Here is a 21,071-nt window from a genome sequence, read left to right on the forward strand (position 1 = left end):
CGATTCACCGCACCGCGGATCGCAACTCCCGCGAGTCGTGGGCGGTGAATACCTGCACCGGCATCAACCGGTTGATGACGGGCAGGGCTATTTCCACTTGATCAAGGAGAACTGAAATGGCAACTGCGAAGAAGGCCGCTCCGGCCAAGAAGGCTCCGGCCAAGAAGGCCGCTGCGAAGAAGGCTCCGGCCGCGAAGAAGGCCGCTCCGGCCAAGAAGGCTCCGGCCGCCAAGAAGGCCGCTCCGGCCAAGAAGGCTGCTCCGGCGAAGAAGGTCGCTGCCAAGAAGGCCGCACCGGCGAAGAAGGCCGCTCCGGCCAAGAAGGCTGCTGCCGCGAAGAAGGCTGCTGCTCCGGCGAAGAAGGTTGCTGCCAAGAAGGCCGCACCGGTCAAGAAGGTCGCCGCCAAGAAGGCCGCTCCGGCCAAGAAGGCTGCTGCCCCGAAGAAGGCCGCCGTCGCCAAGAAGCCGCCCATCAAGTCCGCTGCCAAGGCTGCGAAGCCCGCCGCGAAGCCGGCTGCCAAGAAGGCCGCTGCGCCCAAGAAGGCTGCTGCTCCGAAGAAGGCTGCCCCGAAGGCCGCTGCCAAGCCCGCTGCGAAGCCGGCCGCCAAGAAGGCTGCTGCTCCGAAGAAGGCTGCCGCCAAGCCTGCCGCTGCGCCTGCTGCCAAGCCTGCCGCTGCTCCGGCGCCTGCCGCGAAGACCGCGCTGAGCCCGCAAGCCGCGTGGCCCTTCCCGACCGGCAACAAGCCCTGAGCTTGAACGATGACCGGGCCCTCGGGTCCGGTCCATCGATGCCCTCGAAACCCGGCGCAAGCCGGGTTTTTTCTTTGGCGCGCCGCCAACGAGAGCAACGGGCAACGAGCAACGGGCAACGGGCAACGGGCAAGCAGCAACGAGAAGGGCGCCCGAAGGCGCCCTTGAGCGTGACGTCGAGACCGGTCTCCCGGCCCGGCATCAGGGATAGAAGAGCTCGACCGAGTAGCCGCTGATCTTCTGCGCGCCGCTGTCGAAGACGAGCTGCAGCTGCTGATCGGCGCCGGCGGCCAGCGCGCCGGGGCTGGCCTGCATCTCCGCGGGCGACAGCATGCGGCGCACGACCAGCGCGCCGCTCGCGTCCGTCAGGCTCAGATCGACCCACGGTTGCGCCACGTCCCAGCCGCTGCGGTTGCGCAGGCTGATGCTGAAGCGGTAATGGTTGGCCGCGCCGGCGGGATTGAGGCTGCTGCTCTCGACGCTGAGCGCCTCGATGTGCTGCCAGGGCTTGAGCTCCTGACCCATAGCCTGGGCGACGGCGCTGAGCGCCGGCTTGGCGGCGGGGTACTGCGCGGCGATGGCCTCGCGCGCATGCCACAGCAACTGGCCCATCAGACCCAGCGCCAGCACGGTCGTGCCGGTGCCCAGCGCCAGGCGCACGATCGGCCGGTTCCAGCGCTGCTGGGACTCGGCCTGCCGCATGAAGCTCGGCAGGTGCTCCGGCATCACGCTGGGCGAGCCGGCCGCGGCGGCAGCGTCCACGCTGCCCGCCTCCGCCATCGCGGCGCGCGCGGCCAGCAACTCGGACTCGGCGGCCAGCACCGTCATCGTCGTCTCGGGGCTCTCGGTCGCCGGGCGTTCCTTCTTCTTGCGGCGGAACGGATTCCACGACCGGCGAGGCTTGGCGGCCTTCGCGGCGCGGCGAGCCTCGGCGATCGAGTCCTCGTCGGGCGCCATCATCGAGGACGTCGGCTCCAGCGCGGACTGGAAGGCCGCCTGGAACGACGGCTCCACCGGCTCATCGGCCGGATCGTTGCCGCGCAGTTGCGCCGCGGTGGCGGGGCTCAGCGCGAAGGTGACGTCGGGCCGCTCGTCGTCGTCGATCATCGGCGGCGGCAGCTCGTCTTCCTCGAAGCGCATGCCCTTGGGTTCAGGCAGATGTGCGCGCGGATCCTCGACCGGCGGCGGCGCGTCGAGGAAGGGCTCGCGGCGTTCCTCATACGGATGCTCGTCGAGCGCTGCCGGCGCCTGGAAGCGCGCGTCGATCACGTCGTCGATCTCCTCATCGGAGACGCGGCGTGGCGGCGCGAACGGATTCAGCGATTCATCGTCCGCCGCGATCCAGCCGCTGTCGCGCGGCGCCTGGTGGTGATGCGGCGGCTCGGGGGCGCGGAGGGGCGCCGGCGTGAACATGGCCGGGGCGCTCACCGGCATGGGCGCGGCGATCGGCGTGGACTGCGGCGCCGGTGGCATCGGTGCGGGCTGGCTCGGCTGGAAGTCCGACTGGTAGCGCTCGTAGGCCGGCGCGGGGGAGGGCTGCTGCGGCGGCGCGGCGACCGACGTCGGCGCGGCGACCGGGGCCGGCGAAGGCTCCGGACGACGCTCGACCGGCGCTTCCGGCGGCGTGCTCATCGGCGGCCATGGCGGCGGGCTGTCGCGTTCCAGGTCGAAGAGCTGCTCGCGCGCATCGAAGACCTCGGCGCATCGGCCGCAGCGCACCCAGCCCTCGGAGACGCGCAGCTGGTCCTGCACCACCCGGAAGATGGTGCCGCAGGTCGTGCAGCGGGTCGCGAGATTCATGGGCGCGATGATGCCACGAAGCAGGGTCAGTCCTTGACGCGAACACCCCCAGGTTGACACTCGGTCACCACCGCCGCGTGGCTCGCGATGCGGCTGTTCATCGAGTCAGCCGGGCATCGAGGTCCGGCGCGGCGCCGGGGCGGGGCTCGTTCCGATCAGGCGGCGCGTTGCGCCGTCATCAGGATCCAGCCGTCCTCGGTGTCGGCGACCTCGAGCTGCACGTAGGGCGCGTAGGCGGCCTTGAGCTCGTCGGCCTGGCGTTCCAGGATGCCGGCCAGCACGAGGTGGGCGCCCGGGCGCAGGTGCTGGCACAGCAGCGGCGCCAGCAGCTTCAGCGGCGTGGCCAGGATGTTGGCCAGCACGACGGGGTACTCGCCCTGCGCGGCATCGGGCATCGCGGCGTTCAGCGTGACGCCGTTGTCCTTGGCGTTCTGCGTCGAGGCGATCAGCGCGGCCGGATCGATGTCCACGGCGTCGATGGCCTTCGCGCCGAACAGGCCGGCGGCGATGGCGAGGATGCCGGAGCCGCAGCCGTAGTCCAGCGCGCGGTCCCAGCCGGCGGCCTCGGCGCCGTGGCGCGCGATCCAGCGCAGGCACATGCGCGTCGTCGGATGCGTGCCGGTGCCGAAGGCCAGGCCCGGGTCCAGGCGCATCACCTGCCTGGCCTGCGCGGGCGCCTCGTGCCAGGACGGAACGATCCAGAACTCGGGCGTGATCTCGACCGGCGCGAACTGCGATTGCGTCAGCCGGACCCAGTCCTGCTGCGCGACGGTCTGGATGGCCTGCACATGGACGTCGACCGCCCAGTCCTGCGCCAGGATCAGCGTCGCGGCCTCGGTGGCCTCGGCCTCCTCGGCGAACAGCGCCTTCACCACCGAGCGCTCCCAGCCGGCGCGCGGCGCCGGCATGCCGGGTTCGCCGAACAGCGCGCGCTCAGCGGGCGTGTCGGCATCGGCGTCCTCGACGGACACGGCCAGCGCCTCGACCTCCATCAGCGCGTCGCTGACGATCTCGACATCCTCCTCGCGGCAGATCAGCACGAGCTCGTGCAGCAGGGGATCGTTGGCGTGGTCTTCGCTCATGGTGCTCATCGCTTGTGCGCTGCCATCCACTGCTCGAGGTAATGGATGTCGGTGCCGCCTTCGATGAACTTGGCGTCAGCCATCAGCTCGCGGTGCAGCGGGATGTTGGTCTGGATGCCTTCGACGACGGTCTCCGACAGCGCGATGCGCATGCGAGCCAGGGCCTGCTCCCGGGTGTCGCCGTGCACGATGATCTTGCCGATCATCGAGTCGTAGTTCGGCGGCACGAAGTAGTTGGTGTACGCATGCGAATCCACGCGCACGCCAGGACCGCCCGGCGGGTGCCACATCGTGATGCGGCCCGGCGACGGGATGAACTTGACCGGATCCTCGGCGTTGATGCGGCACTCGATCGAGTGGCCGCGCATCGTGATGTTGCGCTGGGTGAAGGGCAGCTTCTCGCCGGCGGCGATGCGGATCTGCATCTGCACGATGTCGATGCCGGTGACCAGCTCCGTCACCGGATGCTCCACCTGCACGCGGGTGTTCATCTCGATGAAGTAGAACTCGCCGTTCTCGTACAAGAACTCGAAGGTGCCCGCGCCGCGGTAGCCCATCTTCTTGCAGGCCGCGGCGCAACGGTCGCCCACGCGCTCGATCAGGCGGCGGGGAATGCCGGGCGCCGGCGCTTCCTCGATGATCTTCTGGTGGCGGCGCTGCATCGAGCAGTCGCGCTCGCCCAGCCAGACGGCGTTCTTGTGGCCGTCGGCCAGCACCTGGATCTCCACGTGACGCGGATGCTCCAGGAACTTCTCCATGTAGACCTGCGGATTGCCGAAGGCCGCGGCCGCTTCGGCCTTGGTCATCTGCACCGCGTTGACCAGGGCCGCCTCGGTGTGGACGACGCGCATGCCGCGACCGCCACCGCCGCCCGCGGCCTTGATGATCACCGGGTAGCCGACCGCGCGGGCGATGCGCACGATCTCCTTCGGATCGTCGGGCAGGGCGCCTTCGGAGCCGGGCACGCAGGGCACGCCGGCCTTGATCATGGCCTGCTTGGCCGACACCTTGTCGCCCATGGTCCGGATGTTCTCCGGGGTCGGGCCGATGAAGGTGAAGCCGCTGCGCTCGACGCGCTCGGCGAAGTCGGCGTTCTCGGACAGGAAGCCGTAACCGGGGTGGATGGCCTCGGCGTCGGTGACTTCAGCCGTCGCGATGATGGCCGGCATCGACAGGTAGCTCTGCGCGGAGGGCGCGGGGCCGATGCAGACGGCCTCGTCGGCCAGCTTCACGTACTTCGCGTCGCGGTCCGCCTCCGAATACACGACGACCGACTTGACGCCCAGCTCGCGGCACGCGCGCTGGATACGCAAGGCGATCTCGCCGCGATTCGCGATGAGGATCTTCTTGAACATCTCGGACCGCCTTACTCGATGACGATCAGCGATTGGCCGAATTCGACCGGCTGGCCGTTCTCGATCAGGATCTTCGTGATCGTGCCGGTCTTGTCGGCCTCGATCTCGTTCATGATCTTCATGGCCTCGATGATGCAGATCGCATCGCCTTCCTTGACCTGCTGGCCGATCTCGGCGAACGGCTTGGCGTTCGGGCTGGACGCGCGATAGAAGGTGCCGACCATCGGCGACTTGACGATGTGGCCGGTCTCGGCGGCCGGCGCGGGCGCGGCGGCGGGGGCCGGCGCGGCGGCGGCCGGGGCGGCTTGCGCCACCGGCTGCGCGGCCATCTGCGGCGCGGCCTGCATCATCGGCATGGCGGCCACGAGGGGCTGGCCATCGGACTTGACGATGCGCACCTTGCCATCGGCTTCGGTGATCTCAAGTTCAGAGATGTTCGACTCGGACACGAGGTCGATCAGGGTCTTGAGCTTGCGCAAATCCATGAGAGTTCTCCAACGGGGATTGGTGTTGATCTTCGGTGATGTCTTCCGGTCCGCGACGGAGGTCGACGGACCCCGGCGTCAGGCGGACGAGGCTGGCCGGCTCAACTGTTCGATCGCGAACTGCAGCGCCATCCGGTAGCCGGATGGTCCCAGCCCGCAGATCACGCCTTGCGCGAGGGCAGAGACGTAGCTGTGGTGGCGGAATGGCTCGCGTTGGTGGATGTTGGACAGGTGCACCTCGACAAACGGCAGCGCCACCGCCGCCAGCGCATCGCGGATCGCGACGCTGGTGTGGGTGTAGGCCGCCGGATTGATGACGATGAAGCGCGTTCCATCCCGACCCGCCGCCTGAATGCGGTCCACCAGGCCACCTTCGTGGTTGCTCTGATAGCTCTCCAGAGCTACGCCGGCTTTCTGCGCGATCTCGCGAAGATCTGCATCGATCTGCGCCAAAGTGGTCGCGCCATACACCCCAGGCTCGCGGGTGCCGAGCAGGTTGAGGTTGGGGCCGTGTAGTACCAGGACTTGCATTCAGCGACTGGTTCCGCCAATTAGAGCGAAGACACTAGAAGCGTAAAAGGCTGGACTTTACGCCTTTTGGGCGGAGATCCCGGCAGCATCCCAAAAATAAAAGGCTTGACCGGTCTGGGACCCCCGGCTATGGCCGAGGCCCCTCATCCCTAGGGGTTGACCCGCGTTCAGACCTTGACCGCAGACGCCATCGCGCGCAGTTCTTCCAGGTGGGTCGCGCCCAATTTCCGCCAGATCGGCTCACCTTGGACGCCGAACGCGACGGTAAACGGCAGGCCGCCCTTGCTGTTTCCCAACTGCTTCGAGAGGTCGGTGCCGGTCAGGCCCGCCAGGGCCACCGGGAATTTCAGCGGGAGCTTCTCCAGGAAACCGCGTACCGGCGTCGGCGCATCCACCGCCAGGCCCAGCACTTGCCAGCCCTTGGAGGCGAACTCGTCGTGGAACTGGTTGATCTCCGGCAGCTCCTTGACGCAGGGCGCACACCAGGTGGCCCAGAAGTTCAGCAGCAGCGGCTTGCCGCGCAGATGGGCGGCGGGCTGGTAGGTCTGCTGATCGAGCGTGTCGAAGCTGGCGTTCCAGAAGGCCGCGGCCCCCGGCGAGAGCGGACCCGTCGCGGCCGGGGCGGCCCCGCGCTGCTCATGCTGCAGCGCGAGGTAGGCCCCGCCGCCCGCCGCCAGCACGCCGGCGGCGCCCAATCCGAGAACAGCGCGTCGTTGCATTCAATCGTCCTTCGAGTTCATCAGGGTGCGCAGCGCGGCGAGGTCACCCCGCTCGGTGCGGCCGCGGGCGTCGGGCTTGAGCGCGCCCCGCAGGTCGTCATGGTCCAGGATGGTCAGCGCGATGGCCACCCGCTCGCCGAGCGCGCGGCAGGGCGCGTCCAGCACCAGCTGATCCACCGTCTCACCCTTGGCGTTGCGCGACTGGCCGACGTCGTAATCGACGCCCTGGTTCAGCAGCGCGATCTCCGCCGATTTGCTGTCATCGCAATACAACTGCAGATGGATGTGCGACATCCGCGTCGCGGTGCCACGCCAGACCGCGCCGCTCAGGTGAGGGCGGAACTCGACCAGGCGCTCCATCCAGACGGCGGCGAGCTCGCGCAGAGCCTGCAGCTCGGCGGGCTGGGTGTCGGCGCAGAAGATGTCCAGGTACTCGCGCACCTGGTCCTCGAGTTCGTCGTTGCTGGGCAGCGCGGTGCGGGGCGGCAGGCCCAGCACCTTCAGCGCGCGGGACTTGGCGGGGCCGTATTCCAGGCCTTCCTCCACCACCAGGCGGGCGGCGGCGGCGGCGATCTCGGTGGTCAGTTCGGGTGTCATCGCAGTCTCCCGGTCCGCGTCAGGCGGACGGGGAGGACGCTCAGGGTACCTCGACCGCGCCCATCCGGGCTTCGATGGTGCCAGCGCGGCCGCTCACATAGGGCGAACCTGGGCGTTTCTCGAACCGTTTGGGCGCTGGCAGCATCACCGCCAGCCGCGCCGCCTGGTTGGCGCCCAGCCGCGAGGCGTCGACGCCGTAATAGTGGCGCGCCGCGGCCTGCGCCCCGAACACGCCCTCGCCCCACTCGACGTTGTTCAAGTAGATCTCGAGGATGCGGCGCTTGCTGAGCATCGCCTCGAGCATCAGCGTCAGCACGAATTCCTGGCCCTTGCGGACCAGCGAGCGCTCCGAGTTCAGGAACAGGTTCTTGGCCAGTTGCTGCGAGATCGTCGAGCCACCGATGACCTTGGGGACCGGCGGCGGGCGCGTCGAGTTGGTCTTGGCCAGCCGCGCGGCGCGCTTGTCGGCCTGTTCCTGCGCGCGCTGGTTCTTGTCCCAGGCCTTTTCCAGGGCCTCCCAGTCGACGCCGCCGTGCTCGGTGAAACCGGCGTCCTCGCTGGCGATGACGGCGCGCTTGAGGTTCTTGTGGATCAGGTCGTCATCGACCCATTGCTGCGCCCAGAGGATGCGGTGCTTCTCGCGCAGCAGGCGCAGCGCCTCGGAGCGCTGGAAGGTCGTGGACTGCGGCGACACCACCGCCATCAGCGCGATGCGGGCGGCGAAGAAGAGCTGCAGGCAGACGATGCCGACGAGCAGCATGCCGATGAAGCGCCAGAACTGTTTCATCGCGGGGACCTCAGCCGGCAGCCGGCGGCGTCGCCAGCGGGGCGGACAACTGTCGGCGCAGGTCCGACAGCACGGTCGCGCTGTCCGGACGCACGCCGCGCCAGACGAGGAAGGCCTCGGCGGCCTGCTCGACAAGCATGCCCAGTCCGTCGCGTGTGGCGCCCCCGGTCCCGGCCTGAGCCGCGGCCCAGTCCAGGAAGGGTCTCGCGTCGGCGCCGTACATCATGTCCACGGCCAGGCCGCCGGGGGCCAGCACCGGCAGGTCGGGATCGGGCAAGGGCAGGCCGGCGCCGCTGAGCGAGGCGCTCGTCCCGTTGATCAGCACGTCGTGCAGGCCGTCGGGTGCAGGCGCGTCCAGGCCGCCTGCGCTCAGGCGCACGCCATGTTCGTCGGCGAACGCGCGGTGGCTGTCGATGAGCGCCAGCGCCTTGTCGGCGCTGCGATTGACGACGCGGATCGTGGCCGGCCGGCCGGCGATCAGGCTGCCCAGCACACCGGCCGACGCCCCGCCCGCGCCGATCAGCAGCACGCGCTGGCCGCGCAGCGGGCGAGCCGCGTTGCGTTCGATGTCGGCGACCAGGCCGGCGCCGTCGGTGTTGTCGCCCAGCCAGCCGCCGTGGGACTCGTCGTCAAAGCGCAGCGTGTTGACCGCGCCGGCCAGTTGCGCGCGCGGCGTGCAGCGCGCCGCGAGCCGGAAAGCCTCGAACTTGAAGGGCACCGTGACGTTGCAGCCGCGGCCGCCGGCGGCGACGAAGCCGCGGATCGTCGCCTCGAAGGCATCCAGCGGGCACAGCAGCCGCTCATAGACCAGCGACTGGCCGGTCTCGCGGGCGAACCTTGCATGGATCTCCGGCGAGCGGCTGTGCGCGACGGGGTTGCCGGCGACGGCGTAGCGGTCGAGCACGTCGGAGGGGAGGGAAGTGGCCGTCGGGGCGCTCATGGCAGCTCTCTCTACGCGCTATATAGGAAGAAGAAGCCAGCGGGCTCAGGACGGCTGGCCGCTCAGCGTGGTCTCGAGGTTCTCGTCGCGCGTGAATCGGAAGCGCGAGGTGATCACCAGCAGCTCCGCGCCCTGGCGCATCTGGCTGGTGAAGTTGCCGAAGGGCGCGCTCGCGCGGACGATCGCGACGGCCCGGCGGTCCAGCACCGCGTTGCCCGAGCTCTGGACGATGTCGGTCTCGATCACCCGGCCGCGCGAGTCGACGTGGATGTTCATCGTCAGCTCGCCGTAGAGCTTGCGGCCCTGATAGGTCGGGAAGTCGCGCGTGCCGCGGGTCTCGATGCGGCGGCGGAGCTGGTCGTAGTACTGGGCGTAGACGACCTCGCGCGTGGCCGGGCTCACGTAGCGCTTCTTCGGACGCGCGTTCTCGTCGTTGACCCGCTTCTCGATCTCGGCCAGCAGCTGCACCAGCTGGCGGCGGCGCTCGGCCTGCTCGCGCGCCTCAGGCGTGCCCTTGTCGCGTTGCGGGTCGGGCGGCGGCAAGAGCGCCAGCTCGCGCCGCACCTGCGTCAGCAGCTGTTCCTGGGCCACCTGCAGTTGCTGGATCTGGCTGTGCTGGACCTCGGTGCTGTCGCCGGACTCCACCTTGGGCGAGGGCGGCAGCGGCGAGGTCGCCCGGACGTCGGCGGCCATGTCGCCGCCGCCGGCCAGATTGGCCTGCGCCAGCGCCTGGGCCTTCACCGGGGCGTCCTGGCCGCGCGCGTTGACGAGGATCACCTCGAGCGGCGTGTCCTGGAAGAGCCGGTCGAACTGGTCAGGCGCGACGATCTTGAGCGTCCCCAGGCCCAGGTGCACCCCGACCGAGACGATCAGCGCGTACTGCAGGGGGCTGAGCTTGGGCATCTTGATTCAGCGGATCAGGAAGCGCTCGGGGCGGGCGACACCGCGCCGTCCGAGGCCTTGGAAGCGTCGGCGCCGTCGGCGCCTTCCTCGTTGACGTCGATCGCCAGCGTGAGCACGCCCGCCGGTTCCTCGTCGTCCTCGGACTCGGCGTCATCGGCCGGGGCGGCCTCGGCATCCAGGCGCTCGACGAGGCTGGCGTGGAGGTCCAGCGTCAGCTCGTCGATGCCGGTGATGCGCACCTTGACGTGGCTGTTGCGCGGCAGGCCCTCGCAGCCCAGCGCGCGGAACACCAGCGGCAGCGTGTCGGCGCGGACCAGTCCGTCCTTCAGCACGGCGGCGGTCAGCTCGGTGATGCCCTGCTGCTGCAGGTAGCGCAGCGTCCAGTAGCGCTCGATGCCGGACTGGAAGCCGTTGTAGGCGCTGTAGGCGGCGTCGAAGCCCGAGATGATCGAGAACAGCGCCGCGTCCTTGGGCTTGAACGGCGCGGCGAGCGCGGCGGTCTTGCCGTGGCGGGCGCAGGCGATGATCTGCCACTGGTTGACCAGGTCCACGTAGCGGCGCAGCGGCGAGGTGGCCCAGGTGTACTGCGCCACACCCATGCCGGCGTGCGGCGCGGGCTTGGTGCCCATGCGCACCTTCATGCCGGGCGCCAGGCTGGCCTGGCTGCGGTAGATGCCGGGCACGCCGCACTCGGCGAGGATCGCGCCCCAGCTCGAGTTGGCCAGGATCATCGCCTCGGCGACGATCAGGTCCAGCGCCGCGCCGCGCTGACGCACGGTGATGCTGACCTGCTCCGCGCCCATCGGTTCGTGCGCGCCGTCGTTGTCCAGGCGGAAGTTGTAGTCCGGCCGATTGAAGGTCTCTGGCTTGCCGCGCACGACCTCGCGCTTGGCCTTGAGGTCCTTGGCCAGCCGGTAGGCGAAGGCCAGTTCCGGGGCGAAGTCGTAATCCGCCGGCGCCGCGCCGCTCAGCGTGGCGTCGGTGATCACATGGTCCAGCTTGTCGTGGCGCAGGTTGGCGGCGATGGGCACGCGCTCGAGCTTCGTCTGGCGCCCGGTGATCTCCAGCGTCGCCTCGTCCATGGTCAGGTAGATGCTGACGGCGGGGCAGTCGCGCCCCTCGATCAGCGTGTAGGCCTGGACCACGTCGTCGGGCAGCATGGTCAGCTTCCAGCCCGGCATGTAGACGGTGGAGAAGCGGTCGCGGGCGACCTTGTCGACCGGCGAGTCCGGCTGGATCGCCAGGCCCGGGGCGGCGATGTGCACGCCGAAGACCACCGTGCCGGTGCCCAGGCCCTGCACGGACAGCGCGTCGTCGATCTCGGTGGTGGCCGAATCGTCGATCGAGAAGGCGCGCACGGCGGCCAGCGGCAGCTCGTCCTTGATCTCGGGCGCGGACAGCGCCGGGAAGTTCGTGCCCTTGGGGAAGTGCTCGAAGAGGAAACGCTTCCAGTGGAACTGGTAGGGGCTGGCGATGGCGCCGGCGTCCTTGAGCAGGTCCAGCGGCGCCTTGTGGCTGCGCTTGGCGGCCTCGACGACGGCCTTGTACTCGGGGCCGTTCTTGTCGGGGCGGAACAGGATCTTGTAGATCTGGTCACCGATCGGCGCGGGGCAGCCGCCCTCGGCGAGCTCCGTCGCCCACTGCTCGATCTGGGCGGCGATCTGCTTCTTGCGCTCGATGCCCAGCAGCGCGGCCTTGACCACGTCGGCCGGCGCCTTCTTGAACAGGCCCTTGCCCATGCGGCGGAAGTAATGCGGCGCCTCGAACAGCCGGAACAGCGCGCCGGCCTGCTGGCCGAGCGTCGCCTTGGCGTCGAAATAGTCGCGGGCGAGGTCGGCGAAACCGAACTCGCCCTCGGGCGCGAACTCCCAGGCCAGGTCGAGGTCGATCTCCTGGGACAGGCGTTGACCGTCCGCGATCAGTTCGGCCGGGGACGGCTTGTCGAACTTGATCAGGACATGGGCGGTCTTCACTTTGACGCGCTTGCCCGACTCGAGCTCGATCTGCATCGAGGTATCGGCGTCGGACAGGATGCGGCCGGCGAGGAATTTTCCGGCGTCTTCGAACAGGGCAAACATAGCGGCGGGATTGTCGCTGATCGTGGAGGGGGTGCCGGGTGGGTGCGTGGCAGGCGCGTGTCAATTCGTTGTCAACACGCCGTCACGGCGTCTTCGCACACTCGCGCGTCACCCGCCGACCCGATGCCACCGCGTTTCCACACCCTCATCGCCGCGCAGTTCTGTTCCGCGCTGGCCGACAACGCGCTCCTGATCGTCGGCATCGCGCTGCTGCGGGAGATGGGGCTGCCGCTGTGGTGGGCGCCGCTGCTCAAGCTGTGCTTCACCGTGGCCTACGTCGCGCTGGCGCCGGTGGTGGGGCTGATCGCCGACGCCTGGCCCAAGGTGGCGCTGATGAGCGGCATGAACGCGCTCAAGGCGGTGGGGGTCGGCGCGATGGCGCTGGGGCTGGATCCGCTGATCGCCTTCGGCATCGTGGGCACGGCGGCGGCCTGCTACGCGCCGGCCAAGTACGGCCTGATCACCGAGATCGTGCCGCCGACGAAGCTGGTCGCGGCCAATGGCTGGATCGAGGTGTCGGTCGTGTGCTCGGTGCTGCTGGGCACGCTGGTGGGCGGGTTGCTCGTGAGTCCGTGGTGGATGGGGGCGGTCGCCGGACTGGGCCTGGCGCAGCCGCTGAAGGCGTCGCTGGTGGCGCTGCTGGGTCTGTACGGCGTGGCGGCGATGCTGCAGTTGCGCGTGCCGGAGAGCGGCATCGTCTATCCCCGGCCGCCGAATCGGCTGCTCGACATCGTGCGGGACTTCCGTTTGTCCAACCGCGCGCTGTGGCGCGACCGGCTGGGTGGCCGGCTGTCCTTGTCGATGACGACGCTGTTCTGGGGCGCGGGCGCGACGCTGCAGCTCGCGGTGCTGCAGTGGGCGCAGGACGTGCTGGGCCTGCGGCTGAACCAGGGCGCCTACCTGCAGGCGACGGTGGCCATCGGCGTCGTGGCCGGCGCGGCGCTGGCGGGCCGGTGGATCGCGTTGCATCACAGCGTGCGGGTCATGCCGCTCGGGGTGATGCTGGGCGCGTTGATGCTGGCGACGCCCTGGGTGAGCTCGCTGGGCTGGGCGCTGCCGGCGATGGTGCTGGTCGGCGCCGTGGGCGGCGCGATGGTCGTGCCGATGAACGCGCTGCTGCAGCACCGCGGCGTGCAGATCCTGAGCGCGGGCCGCTCGATCGCGGTCCAGGGATTCAACGAGAACCTGAGCATCCTGGTGATGCTCGGCGGCTACGCGACGCTGCAGGCGATGGGCGTGCCGCTCGTGTGGCTGATGAGCGGGCTGGGCGCGTTCGTGATGCTCAGCGTGCTGGTGTTGATGGCGCGACGCCGCTTGCGCAGCAGTGCCCTGCAGACTCCCTCGCCCGCTTGCGGGAGAGGGCAGGGGTGAGGGCCAGCGGCGTGAGCAGTCAAAGGGGCGTTGTCGCCATGCGCGAGAGCTGCGATCCCGCGCGTAGCGCGACGGACGTGCCGTCGATGGCCGACGCGTAGACCTGCTCGATGCCCTGCACGATGCCGTCCCAGTCCAGCGATTCGGCGCTGTCGCGGGCGCGCTCGCGCATGGCGGCCAGACGCGGCAGGTCGTCAAGCAGCGCGATCGTGCGCGCCTGGAAGCTCGCCGCGTCGTTGAACGGCGCGAGTCCGCCGTTCACGCCGTCGCGCACCAGCAGCGCCGCCGCTGCATATTGATAGGCCATCACCGGCAGCCCACTGGCGAGCGCCTCGGGCGTGACATTGCCGTAGGTCTCGGTGATGCTGGGGAAGACGAACAGGTCGCCGCTGGCGTAGCAGGCCGCGAGATCCTGACCGTGGCGCATGCCGGCGAACACGACATTGGCGGACGGCGGCAGCTGCTGCTCGAGCTCCGCGCGCGCGGGTCCGTCGCCCACGAGCACGAGCCGGGCACGCGGATGGCGCTGGCGCAACGCGGGCCACAGGTCCGCAAGCAGCTGGAGGTTCTTCTCCGCGGCGAGCCGCCCCACATGGATCAGCACCGGGTCGCCGGGCGCGGCGCCCCAGCTGTCGCGCAAGGCCTCGCTGCGGCGGGCTGGCTGGAAGAGCTGGGTGTCCACGCCGCGCGCGATCACGCTGACGTGACGGAAACCCTGCGCCATCAGCTCGCCGGCCAGCGCCGCGTTGGGCACCATCGTCGCGTGGCAGCGGTTGTGGAACTTGCGCAGGTAGGCCAGCAGCGGCCGGCGCAACCAGCCGATGCCGTAATGCTGGGCATAGGCGTGGAAATTGGTGCGGAACTCCGACACCACCGGCAGCTTGAGCTGGCGCGCGGCCTGCAGCGCGGACCAGCCCATCGGGCCCTCGGTGGCGATGTGCACGACATCGGGGCGCTTGCTGGCCCACAGGTTGACCAGCGTGCGCTTGGAGACGACGCCCATGCGCAGGTGCGGATACCGCGGCACGGGCAGGCCGCGCATCAGGACCTCATCGACCGGGGGCTCGGCCGCCGCGGGCGTTCCGGCCGGCGCCTGGCGCGGGCGCAGCAGCTGCACCGCGTGGTCGCGCGCCTGCAGGCCCTGCACGACGCAGGCGATGCTGCGCGCCACGCCGTTGACCTCGGGGGGATAGGTCTCGGTGACCACGGCGACGCGGAAATGCCGCTGGCGCGTGGGCAGCTCGTCGACTTCGAGTTCGATGGGCTGGGTCGTCATGGCGCGGATGATGGTCGGCCAACGCAACAGTTCTGTGACGGTGTGGACCGTCACGCGCCTGAAACAGCCGCTGATCACAGTCGCCACGTGCTTGTCATCGCGGCATCACCGGACCATCACGGCGTTGCCATCGAAGGCGGTCACGCTTCCCGCTCATCTCAAGGACGAGGCCCGCATGAAGGACTTTCTGGCTCTTCTGAACGAACAGCGCTGGGACGACCACCGCTATTACCACCACTGCCGCATCAACCAGTCGCTGCACCTGCTGAGCGCGTGCTGCTTCGTGGTGGCCTACGGCCTGCTGCTGGTCGATCCGGCCTGGGCCGCGCTGCTGGCCTGGGGCGTGTCGATGACCAGCCGCCAGGCGGGGCATTTCTTCTTCGAGCCCAAGGGGTACGACCACGTGAACCAGGCGACCCACGAGCACAAGGAAGAGATCAAGATCGGCTACAACCTGCGCCGCAAGATCGTGCTGATGGGCCTGTGGGCCGCGTCGCCGATCGCGTTGTGGCTGCAGCCCGGGCTGTTCGGCGTGTTCGAGCCGGCCGCGAGCTTCATGGCCTACCTGCATCAGCTGGGTCTGATGTGGTTCTGGCTGGGGGTGGCGGGGCTGGTGTTCCGCGTGCTGCAGCTGTGGGTGATCAAGGACCTGCGCACCGGCGTGGCCTGGGCGACGAAGATCATCACCGACCCGTTCCACGACATCCAGCTCTACCACCGCGCGCCGTTGCAACTGTTGCGCGGAGAGCGCCTGGATCCGGCACTGTGGCCGCGCGGCGATGGGCACAATGCCGCCAGCGGCGAGCAGACGGCCTGATCCCAGGGGGCGGATGCGGCCGCCCAGCCGATGGAGTACCGCATGTCCGTTCTCGAACGGCGCCTTCGGGCGTCGACGTCCCGGCCGAGTGTCGGGGCGAGATTCACCGCGAGCCTGACGATGCTCGGCGCCTTGGTGCTGGGCGGCTGTGCCAGCACCATGCCCAACACGGGCAACCAGCGCGTCACCGGCGGCCCGATCGTGTTCACGCAGGTGGGGCACGGCGCGCCGACGGTGGTGCTGCAGTCGGGCCTGGGCGATGGACGCGATCCCTGGTCGCCGGTGCTGCAGGCGCTGCGCAATGACTACAGCGTGTTCGCCTACGACCGGCCCGGTTATGGCGACAGCACCGCCACGCCGCCCACGCCGCGCAACCCCTGCGGCATCGCCACCGAGCTGCATGGCCTGCTGCAGAGCGCCGGCATAAAGCCGCCGTATGTGCTGGTGGGGCACTCGATCGGCGGCCTCTACCAATACGCGTTCTCGCGGCTGTATCCGGACGAGGTCGCGGGCATCGTGCTCGTCGACGCGACGCATCCGCTGCATCTGAGAAAGATGCAGGTCGAGGTGCCGGTGATGGCCAACATGCTGGACAGCATGAGCCGGCGGGTGTTCCGCGGAATGATGCAGGCGGAGTTCATGCAGCAGCAGGACTGCATCGACACGCTGTGGGCGAAGCCCCGGCCCGATGTGCCGGTGCGGGTGCTGACGCGCACGGTGTATTCGCCGATGGAGATGGCCAGCGGTTTCGAGACCATGGTGCATGGGCTGGAGCCGAACTGGCTGCCGCTGGTGGGTGGCAAGGCGCTGCAGCCGGTGGCGGGCGCGGGGCATTACATCCAGCGCGACCAGCCGAAGGTGGTGGTCGAGGCGATCGAGGCGGTGGTCAGGGAGGCGCGGGAACGGGCTCGTCCTTCCCCGGAAACAGCCCTCGGATCACCCCCAGGAACGCCGCCAGCACGCTGACGGTCACGCCGGTCGTCACGGCGATGAGGACCTGGTCGGACCACAGTTCAATGCCGGTGAGGGTCGGACGACTGGCGTCACGCAACTGATCCCAATCGCCATCTTGGTAGGTCATGGTCAGATCGTCGGGTCAGACCGGATGGTGTCGTTCAGGATCGCTTGACCATCAGCGCGACCTTGCGACCATGCCGAATTCGGAGCATGGGTCAGATCCGACAGGGCAAGGCCAGACAGATTCCCGTAGCGGCCAATGATGGCGTCGATCAGGTCACAGGTGGACTGGTCGTCGGGCTGGATGCACGGGACTCGCCAGACCTCTCGATCGTCATCGCCGTCCAGGATCCGGATCGTCTGTGTGATGTTCCGGGTGTCGTAGGCCTTGACTTGATGGTGAATCGAAGGGAGCACCGGGCCGTGGTCGCCGCGGGTGAACGTGTCGTCGATGACGGGCGTCCCCTTCACCTTCAGATGCCAGGCTTGGGTGAAGTACATCAGCTTCTGCAGCTTCATCGAGTTCAACCCATGAAGCTTGCCAGCGAGCGATCGGCCAATGAAGGCATTGGCCACGGCAAACGATGAATACATGCGACATCTCCTCACGGCACGCACGACATCGCATGCCAAGGCGGAGCAGTCTAGGAACCGCGACGCGCGAAGAACAGCGGGGCGCTTCGACATTCATCAATGAACATCGAGGCGCCCCGCCTTCGGGGGAGATCGTCAGCTTCGGATCAGCTCTCGAAATTCCCGCTCAGCCGCGCAGGCCCAGCGTCTCCATCAGCATGCGGCGCTTGATGGCTTTGTTGCTCGGCAATGCCGGGCTGCTCCACCAGCCGCCATCGCGCATCGCGCGCGCCGCGGCGAGCACGCGACGCTGCACGTCGTCGAAGTCCGCGTCGCTGAAGTCCAGGCTGAAGATCAGCCGCCCCGTGCCCACCCAGCTCAACGCCAGGCCTTGCTCTCGAAGGAAGTACTGCAGCATCCAGTTGTAGCGCGAGGGCTCCGTGTAATAGAGCGTCCAGATCGAGGACATGTTGGCCGCGCGCAGCGGCAACTGCTCCGCCTCCAGCGCCGCGTTCAGGCGCGCGCGCCGCGCGTCCTGCTGCTCGTCCTGTCCGTCGAGCTGACGCAGGCGCTCGGGATCCTCGAGCGCATCGAGGAACACCGACATCGCGCCCATCACATGCGGATGCGTGTTGAAGGTGCCCCGCGCGAAGCAGATGTCAGCCGGGCGCTCCTCGCGGTAGCGCTTCATCCACGCCGCGCGGCCGCACACCACGCCCACCGGCAGTCCGCCGCCCAGTGTCTTGCCGTAGGTGACGAGATCCGCCTGCACGCCGAAGTAGGCCTGCGCGCCGCCCGCGCCCAGGCGGAAGCCCATGAAGACCTCGTCGAAGATCAGCGCGATGCCGCGCTCGGTGCAGACCTGGCGCAGCTCGCGCAGCCACGCGGCGTAGGCCTCGCGGTCGTAGGACGCGCGCCGCGAGCTGTCCACCAGCGAGCCGTCGCCCGGCGCGGGCTTGTTGGGATGCAGCGCCTGCAGCGGATTCACGAGCACGCAGGCGATGTCGCGCCGCGTGCGCAGCACCTGCAGGCTGCGCGCGTGCATGTCCCGCAGCGTGTAGGTGCGCTCGGCGGGCAGCGGATTGCCGGGACCGGGCTGGGCCTCGTCCCACCAGCCGTGGTACGCGCCGCAGAAGCGCACCAGGTGCGTCTTGCCCGTGTGGTACCGCGCCAGCCGCACCGCCTGCATCACCGCCTCGGTGCCCGACATGTGGAAGGACAGCTGATCCATGCGCGCATGGCCCAGGATGCGCCGCACGTTGTCCTCGACGAGCGGGTGGTAGACGCCCAGCACCGGCCCGAGCGCCTCCACGCGGCGCGCGCCCTCGGCGATGCAGCGTTGATAGAAGGCGTAGCCGAAGAGGTTGACGCCGTAGCTGCCGGCCAGGTCGATGAAGCGCTCGCCATCGAGGTCAGTCAGCCAGTGGCCGTCGCTGGCCACCATCACCGGACCCAGCGGCAGCTCGCGCTGCACGACGGGGCTGAAAGAGGGCGGCACGCGGTAGCTGCTGGTGAATTGCAGGTCGGGCAGGGACGGCTTCATCGACTGCGTCGCGGCGATGCTGCGGGCATGGCGCGTGCGCAGCGTGCGTGACAGCGCGGCGAAGCTGGCGCGGCGCCGGGCGATGATCTCGCCGCTGGCATCGTCGGCGTTGAAGAAGCGCGCGTCGTCGAAGCGCCGCGAGGGCATCAGCCGCGCCAGCCGCACGGCCATGCGCGAATGGCCTGCCAGCGACGGATGCTTGGCGCGCGATAGCTGCAGCCGCCGCCAGCCCGTGGGCGCGTAGTACAGCGCGGCCAGCGCCGCGGCGGCCGCCACGACGGGCAGGACGTCGAAGGTGAAGAGGGCGTTCATCAGGGGCGTGGACATCGTCGACATGGTCATGGACCTCCGGAGCCTCGTTCTGCTGTCACACAGCATTGGCAGATTACGGAGATATGTATCCGACGGAATTGACATGTCCATGAAATCGGCGCGCTGGATCGATCGGCTGACACAGCAGGAAGACCTCAACTTCCTGCTGACCAACCGGGTGCCGCGCTTGGCGGCGACGCGCTTCATGGGCTGGTACAGCCTCATCGAGCGCCCGTGGCTGACGCGCTTCAGCGTGGCGGTGTGGCGCGTGTTCACCGACCTCGACCTGAGCGAGGCCGAGACGCCGCCCCAGGGCTACCGCTCGCTGCGCGACGTCTTCACGCGGCGGCTCAAGCCGGGCCGGCGCCCGATCGACCCGGCGCCCGCGACGATCGTCAGCCCCTGCGACGCGATCGTCGGCGCCTTCGGTCCGGTGACGCGCGGCATGGCGCTGCAGGCCAAGGGCATGGACTACCGCATCGCCGAGCTCTTCGGCGACGCCACGCGCGCCGCGCCGTATCTGAACGGCAGCTACGTCACGCTGCGGCTGACCTCGGCGATGTACCACCGCTTCCACGCGCCGGCCGACCTCACGCTGCGGCGCGTGACGCACCTGGCCGGCGACACATGGAACGTCAATCCGATCGCGCTCAAGCGGGTGGAGCGGCTGTTCTGCCGCAACGTGCGCGCGGCCCTCGAATGCACGCTGCCCGACGGCACGCCGATCGCGCTCGTGCCGGTCGCGGCGATCCTCGTGGCGAGCCTGCGCCTGCACGCGCTGGACCTGACGCTGCGGCCGGACCATCCGGGGCCGCATCGCTTCGACGTCGAGCACGCGCATGCGCGCGGCGAGGAGATGGGCTGGTTCGAGCAGGGCTCGACGATCATCGTCTTCCTGCCGCCGGGCGTTGCACTGATCGACGGGCTGGCGGCCGGACAGCGCGTGCGCATGGGCGAGGCCTTGGCGCGTCTACCATCGGCCGATGATGAATGACACGACGGCGCTGGGACTGGCGGCGCCTTACGGGGGCGATGAGCACGGGCTGATCTGCGGTTTCTGGATCCATCCGGAGCGCGAGACCGAGGCCTTGCCCACGCTGGCGCTGGCGCAGGCGAGGCTCGCGCGACCCGACGGCGGATTCCTGTGGCTGCATCTGAACCTGTCGCACGCGGGCGCGCTGCCCTGGCTGCGGCGCAACGCCGCGTTGGCCGAGAGCTTCGACGAGGCGCAGCAGCAGGGGTCGCGCTCGTCGCGCATCGAGCGCGTCGGGGACCACCTGTTCGCGCTGCTCAACGACGTGACCTTCGATTTCGCGTTCGACGTGGGCGATGTGTCCTCGTTGTGGATGCAGGTCAGCGAGCACCTGGTGCTGAGCGTGCGGCGCGCGCCGCTGCGCTCGGTGGACCGATTGCGCATGGCGATCAAGCGTGGCGACCGGCCGCGATCCAGCGTGGCGATGCTGGACCACCTGCTGCGCGATCAGGCCGACGAGCTGCAGCGCATCGTGCGCCAGGCCACCGAGCGCGTGGACGACATCGAGGATGCGCTGCTCGCGGGGCGGCACGCGGCGCATGAATCGGAGGTCGCCGCGCTGCGCCGGCTGATGGTGCGCCTGCAGCGGCTGCTCGCGCCGGAACCGAGCGCGCTGCTGCGCATGCTGTCGAATCCGCCGGACTGGGTGGCGGTCGAGGATCGCCAGCAGCTGCAGCAGGCGAGCGAGGAATTCGCGCTGGTGCTGCGCGACATCCAGGCGTTGCAGGAACGCATCCGCGCGGTGCAGGACGAGACTTCGGCGCGGGTGGCGCAGGAAAACAACCAGACCCTGTACGTGCTGACGATGGTCACCGTGCTGGCGCTGCCGATCAACCTGATCAGCGGCCTGTTCGGGATGAATGTCGGTGGCTTGCCGCTGCTGGAGCACAAGCACGGCTTCTGGGTCGTGGTCGGGCTGATCGTCGTGTTGACGGGCCTCGTGACCGTGCTGCTGCTGAGAGCGACCGGCCGGCGCAAGTAATTGCATGACTCCCTCGCCCGCTTGCGGGAGAGGGCAGGGGTGAGGGCCAGAGGCGGCGGCAGGACCGGAGCGTTTGCTTATGGTCAATGAGGCTCGACCACTCTCGCAGCGGCATGTCGCGGGCACGCCTATGAACCGGTTGCGCACCGGTAGCGCCCGCGCCTAGGATCCGAGCTGCGAT

At 69.2% G+C, this 21,071-nt stretch carries 20 protein-coding genes; 6 read left to right on the forward strand and 14 right to left on the reverse strand.

Translation table 11 applies throughout. From position 1 onward, the window contains the following. The first annotated feature begins 116 nt into the window (after positions 1–116). On the forward strand, positions 117–749 hold the full coding sequence (locus ACNI65_RS01420) for a histone (protein WP_416760768.1): 633 nt from the start codon (positions 117–119) through the stop codon (positions 747–749). A gap of 201 nt (positions 750–950) precedes the next feature. Here ACNI65_RS01420 and ACNI65_RS01425 read toward each other — a convergent pair whose 3' ends face one another. From ACNI65_RS01425 to ACNI65_RS01475, 11 genes are all read right to left on the reverse strand, one after another. After that, positions 951–2,549: a DUF3426 domain-containing protein gene (locus ACNI65_RS01425; protein ID WP_416760769.1), complete on the reverse strand. Its 1,599-nt coding sequence runs from the start codon at positions 2,547–2,549 to the stop codon at positions 951–953. 155 nt (positions 2,550–2,704) lie between these two features. After that, a complete protein-coding gene (gene prmA / locus ACNI65_RS01430) occupies positions 2,705–3,601 on the reverse strand; it encodes a 50S ribosomal protein L11 methyltransferase (protein ID WP_416763544.1) in 897 nt (298 codons plus the stop codon). A gap of 35 nt (positions 3,602–3,636) precedes the next feature. Beyond that, positions 3,637–4,986: an acetyl-CoA carboxylase biotin carboxylase subunit gene (gene accC / locus ACNI65_RS01435; RefSeq protein ID WP_067065625.1), complete on the reverse strand. Its 1,350-nt coding sequence runs from the start codon at positions 4,984–4,986 to the stop codon at positions 3,637–3,639. Between the two features lie 11 nt (positions 4,987–4,997). Continuing rightward, positions 4,998–5,471, reverse strand: coding sequence for an acetyl-CoA carboxylase biotin carboxyl carrier protein (gene accB, locus ACNI65_RS01440; RefSeq protein ID WP_416760770.1), 474 nt, complete (start codon positions 5,469–5,471; stop codon positions 4,998–5,000). A 78-nt stretch (positions 5,472–5,549) separates the two neighbouring features. Continuing rightward, positions 5,550–6,002 carry a type II 3-dehydroquinate dehydratase gene (aroQ, locus tag ACNI65_RS01445; RefSeq protein ID WP_416760771.1) on the reverse strand — a complete coding sequence of 151 codons (453 nt, stop codon included), beginning with the start codon at positions 6,000–6,002 and terminating at the stop codon, positions 5,550–5,552. A 167-nt stretch (positions 6,003–6,169) separates the two neighbouring features. Beyond that, complete coding sequence (locus ACNI65_RS01450) at positions 6,170–6,721, reverse strand: TlpA disulfide reductase family protein (RefSeq protein WP_416760772.1); 552 nt, start codon at positions 6,719–6,721, stop codon at positions 6,170–6,172. Beyond that, positions 6,722–7,318 carry a hypothetical protein gene (locus tag ACNI65_RS01455; protein ID WP_416760773.1) on the reverse strand — a complete coding sequence of 199 codons (597 nt, stop codon included), beginning with the start codon at positions 7,316–7,318 and terminating at the stop codon, positions 6,722–6,724. A gap of 40 nt (positions 7,319–7,358) precedes the next feature. Continuing rightward, complete coding sequence (locus tag ACNI65_RS01460) at positions 7,359–8,105, reverse strand: transglycosylase domain-containing protein (protein WP_416760774.1); 747 nt, start codon at positions 8,103–8,105, stop codon at positions 7,359–7,361. A gap of 10 nt (positions 8,106–8,115) precedes the next feature. Then, positions 8,116–9,045 carry a shikimate dehydrogenase gene (aroE, locus tag ACNI65_RS01465; RefSeq protein WP_416760775.1) on the reverse strand — a complete coding sequence of 310 codons (930 nt, stop codon included), beginning with the start codon at positions 9,043–9,045 and terminating at the stop codon, positions 8,116–8,118. A gap of 45 nt (positions 9,046–9,090) precedes the next feature. Then, positions 9,091–9,948, reverse strand: a complete 858-nt coding sequence (locus tag ACNI65_RS01470) for an energy transducer TonB (protein ID WP_416760776.1) — start codon at positions 9,946–9,948, stop codon at positions 9,091–9,093. Between the two features lie 14 nt (positions 9,949–9,962). Further along, complete coding sequence (locus ACNI65_RS01475) at positions 9,963–12,026, reverse strand: ribonuclease catalytic domain-containing protein (RefSeq protein ID WP_416760777.1); 2,064 nt, start codon at positions 12,024–12,026, stop codon at positions 9,963–9,965. A 123-nt stretch (positions 12,027–12,149) separates the two neighbouring features. Here ACNI65_RS01475 and lplT point away from each other — a divergent pair, with 123 nt between their 5' ends. Further along, entirely contained in the window at positions 12,150–13,397 is a 1,248-nt protein-coding gene (gene lplT, locus ACNI65_RS01480; RefSeq protein ID WP_416760778.1) for a lysophospholipid transporter LplT, read from the forward strand. Between the two features lie 19 nt (positions 13,398–13,416). Here the strand turns inward: lplT and ACNI65_RS01485 are convergent, their stop codons facing one another. Continuing rightward, entirely contained in the window at positions 13,417–14,673 is a 1,257-nt protein-coding gene (locus tag ACNI65_RS01485; protein ID WP_416760779.1) for a glycosyltransferase family 4 protein, read from the reverse strand. Positions 14,674–14,848: 175 nt separating this feature from the next. On the opposite strand from ACNI65_RS01485, the gene ACNI65_RS01490 reads away from it, so the two are divergent. Further along, positions 14,849–15,490, forward strand: a complete 642-nt coding sequence (locus tag ACNI65_RS01490) for a hypothetical protein (protein ID WP_416760780.1) — start codon at positions 14,849–14,851, stop codon at positions 15,488–15,490. Between the two features lie 120 nt (positions 15,491–15,610). After that, entirely contained in the window at positions 15,611–16,456 is an 846-nt protein-coding gene (locus ACNI65_RS01495) for an alpha/beta fold hydrolase (RefSeq protein ID WP_416760781.1), read from the forward strand. 117 nt (positions 16,457–16,573) lie between these two features. On the opposite strand, the gene ACNI65_RS01500 is transcribed toward ACNI65_RS01495, so the two are convergent. Together ACNI65_RS01500 and ACNI65_RS01505 are read right to left on the reverse strand one after the other, a co-directional pair. After that, positions 16,574–17,041, reverse strand: coding sequence for a Panacea domain-containing protein (locus tag ACNI65_RS01500; protein ID WP_416760782.1), 468 nt, complete (start codon positions 17,039–17,041; stop codon positions 16,574–16,576). A gap of 166 nt (positions 17,042–17,207) precedes the next feature. Then, positions 17,208–18,899, reverse strand: a complete 1,692-nt coding sequence (locus tag ACNI65_RS01505) for an aminotransferase class III-fold pyridoxal phosphate-dependent enzyme (RefSeq protein WP_416760783.1) — start codon at positions 18,897–18,899, stop codon at positions 17,208–17,210. A 79-nt stretch (positions 18,900–18,978) separates the two neighbouring features. On the opposite strand from ACNI65_RS01505, the gene asd reads away from it, so the two are divergent. After that, positions 18,979–19,869 carry an archaetidylserine decarboxylase gene (asd, locus tag ACNI65_RS01510; RefSeq protein ID WP_416760784.1) on the forward strand — a complete coding sequence of 297 codons (891 nt, stop codon included), beginning with the start codon at positions 18,979–18,981 and terminating at the stop codon, positions 19,867–19,869. Beyond that, the gene (locus tag ACNI65_RS01515; protein WP_416760785.1) at positions 19,859–20,890 is read left to right on the forward strand and encodes a transporter; all 1,032 of its coding nucleotides are present in this window, start codon (positions 19,859–19,861) and stop codon (positions 20,888–20,890) included. The genes asd and ACNI65_RS01515 overlap by 11 nt, the downstream gene beginning before the upstream one ends. Positions 20,891–21,071: the final 181 nt, after the last annotated feature.

The organism is Roseateles sp. So40a (assembly GCF_048081605.1).
GTDB lineage: Bacteria > Pseudomonadota > Gammaproteobacteria > Burkholderiales > Burkholderiaceae_C > Roseateles.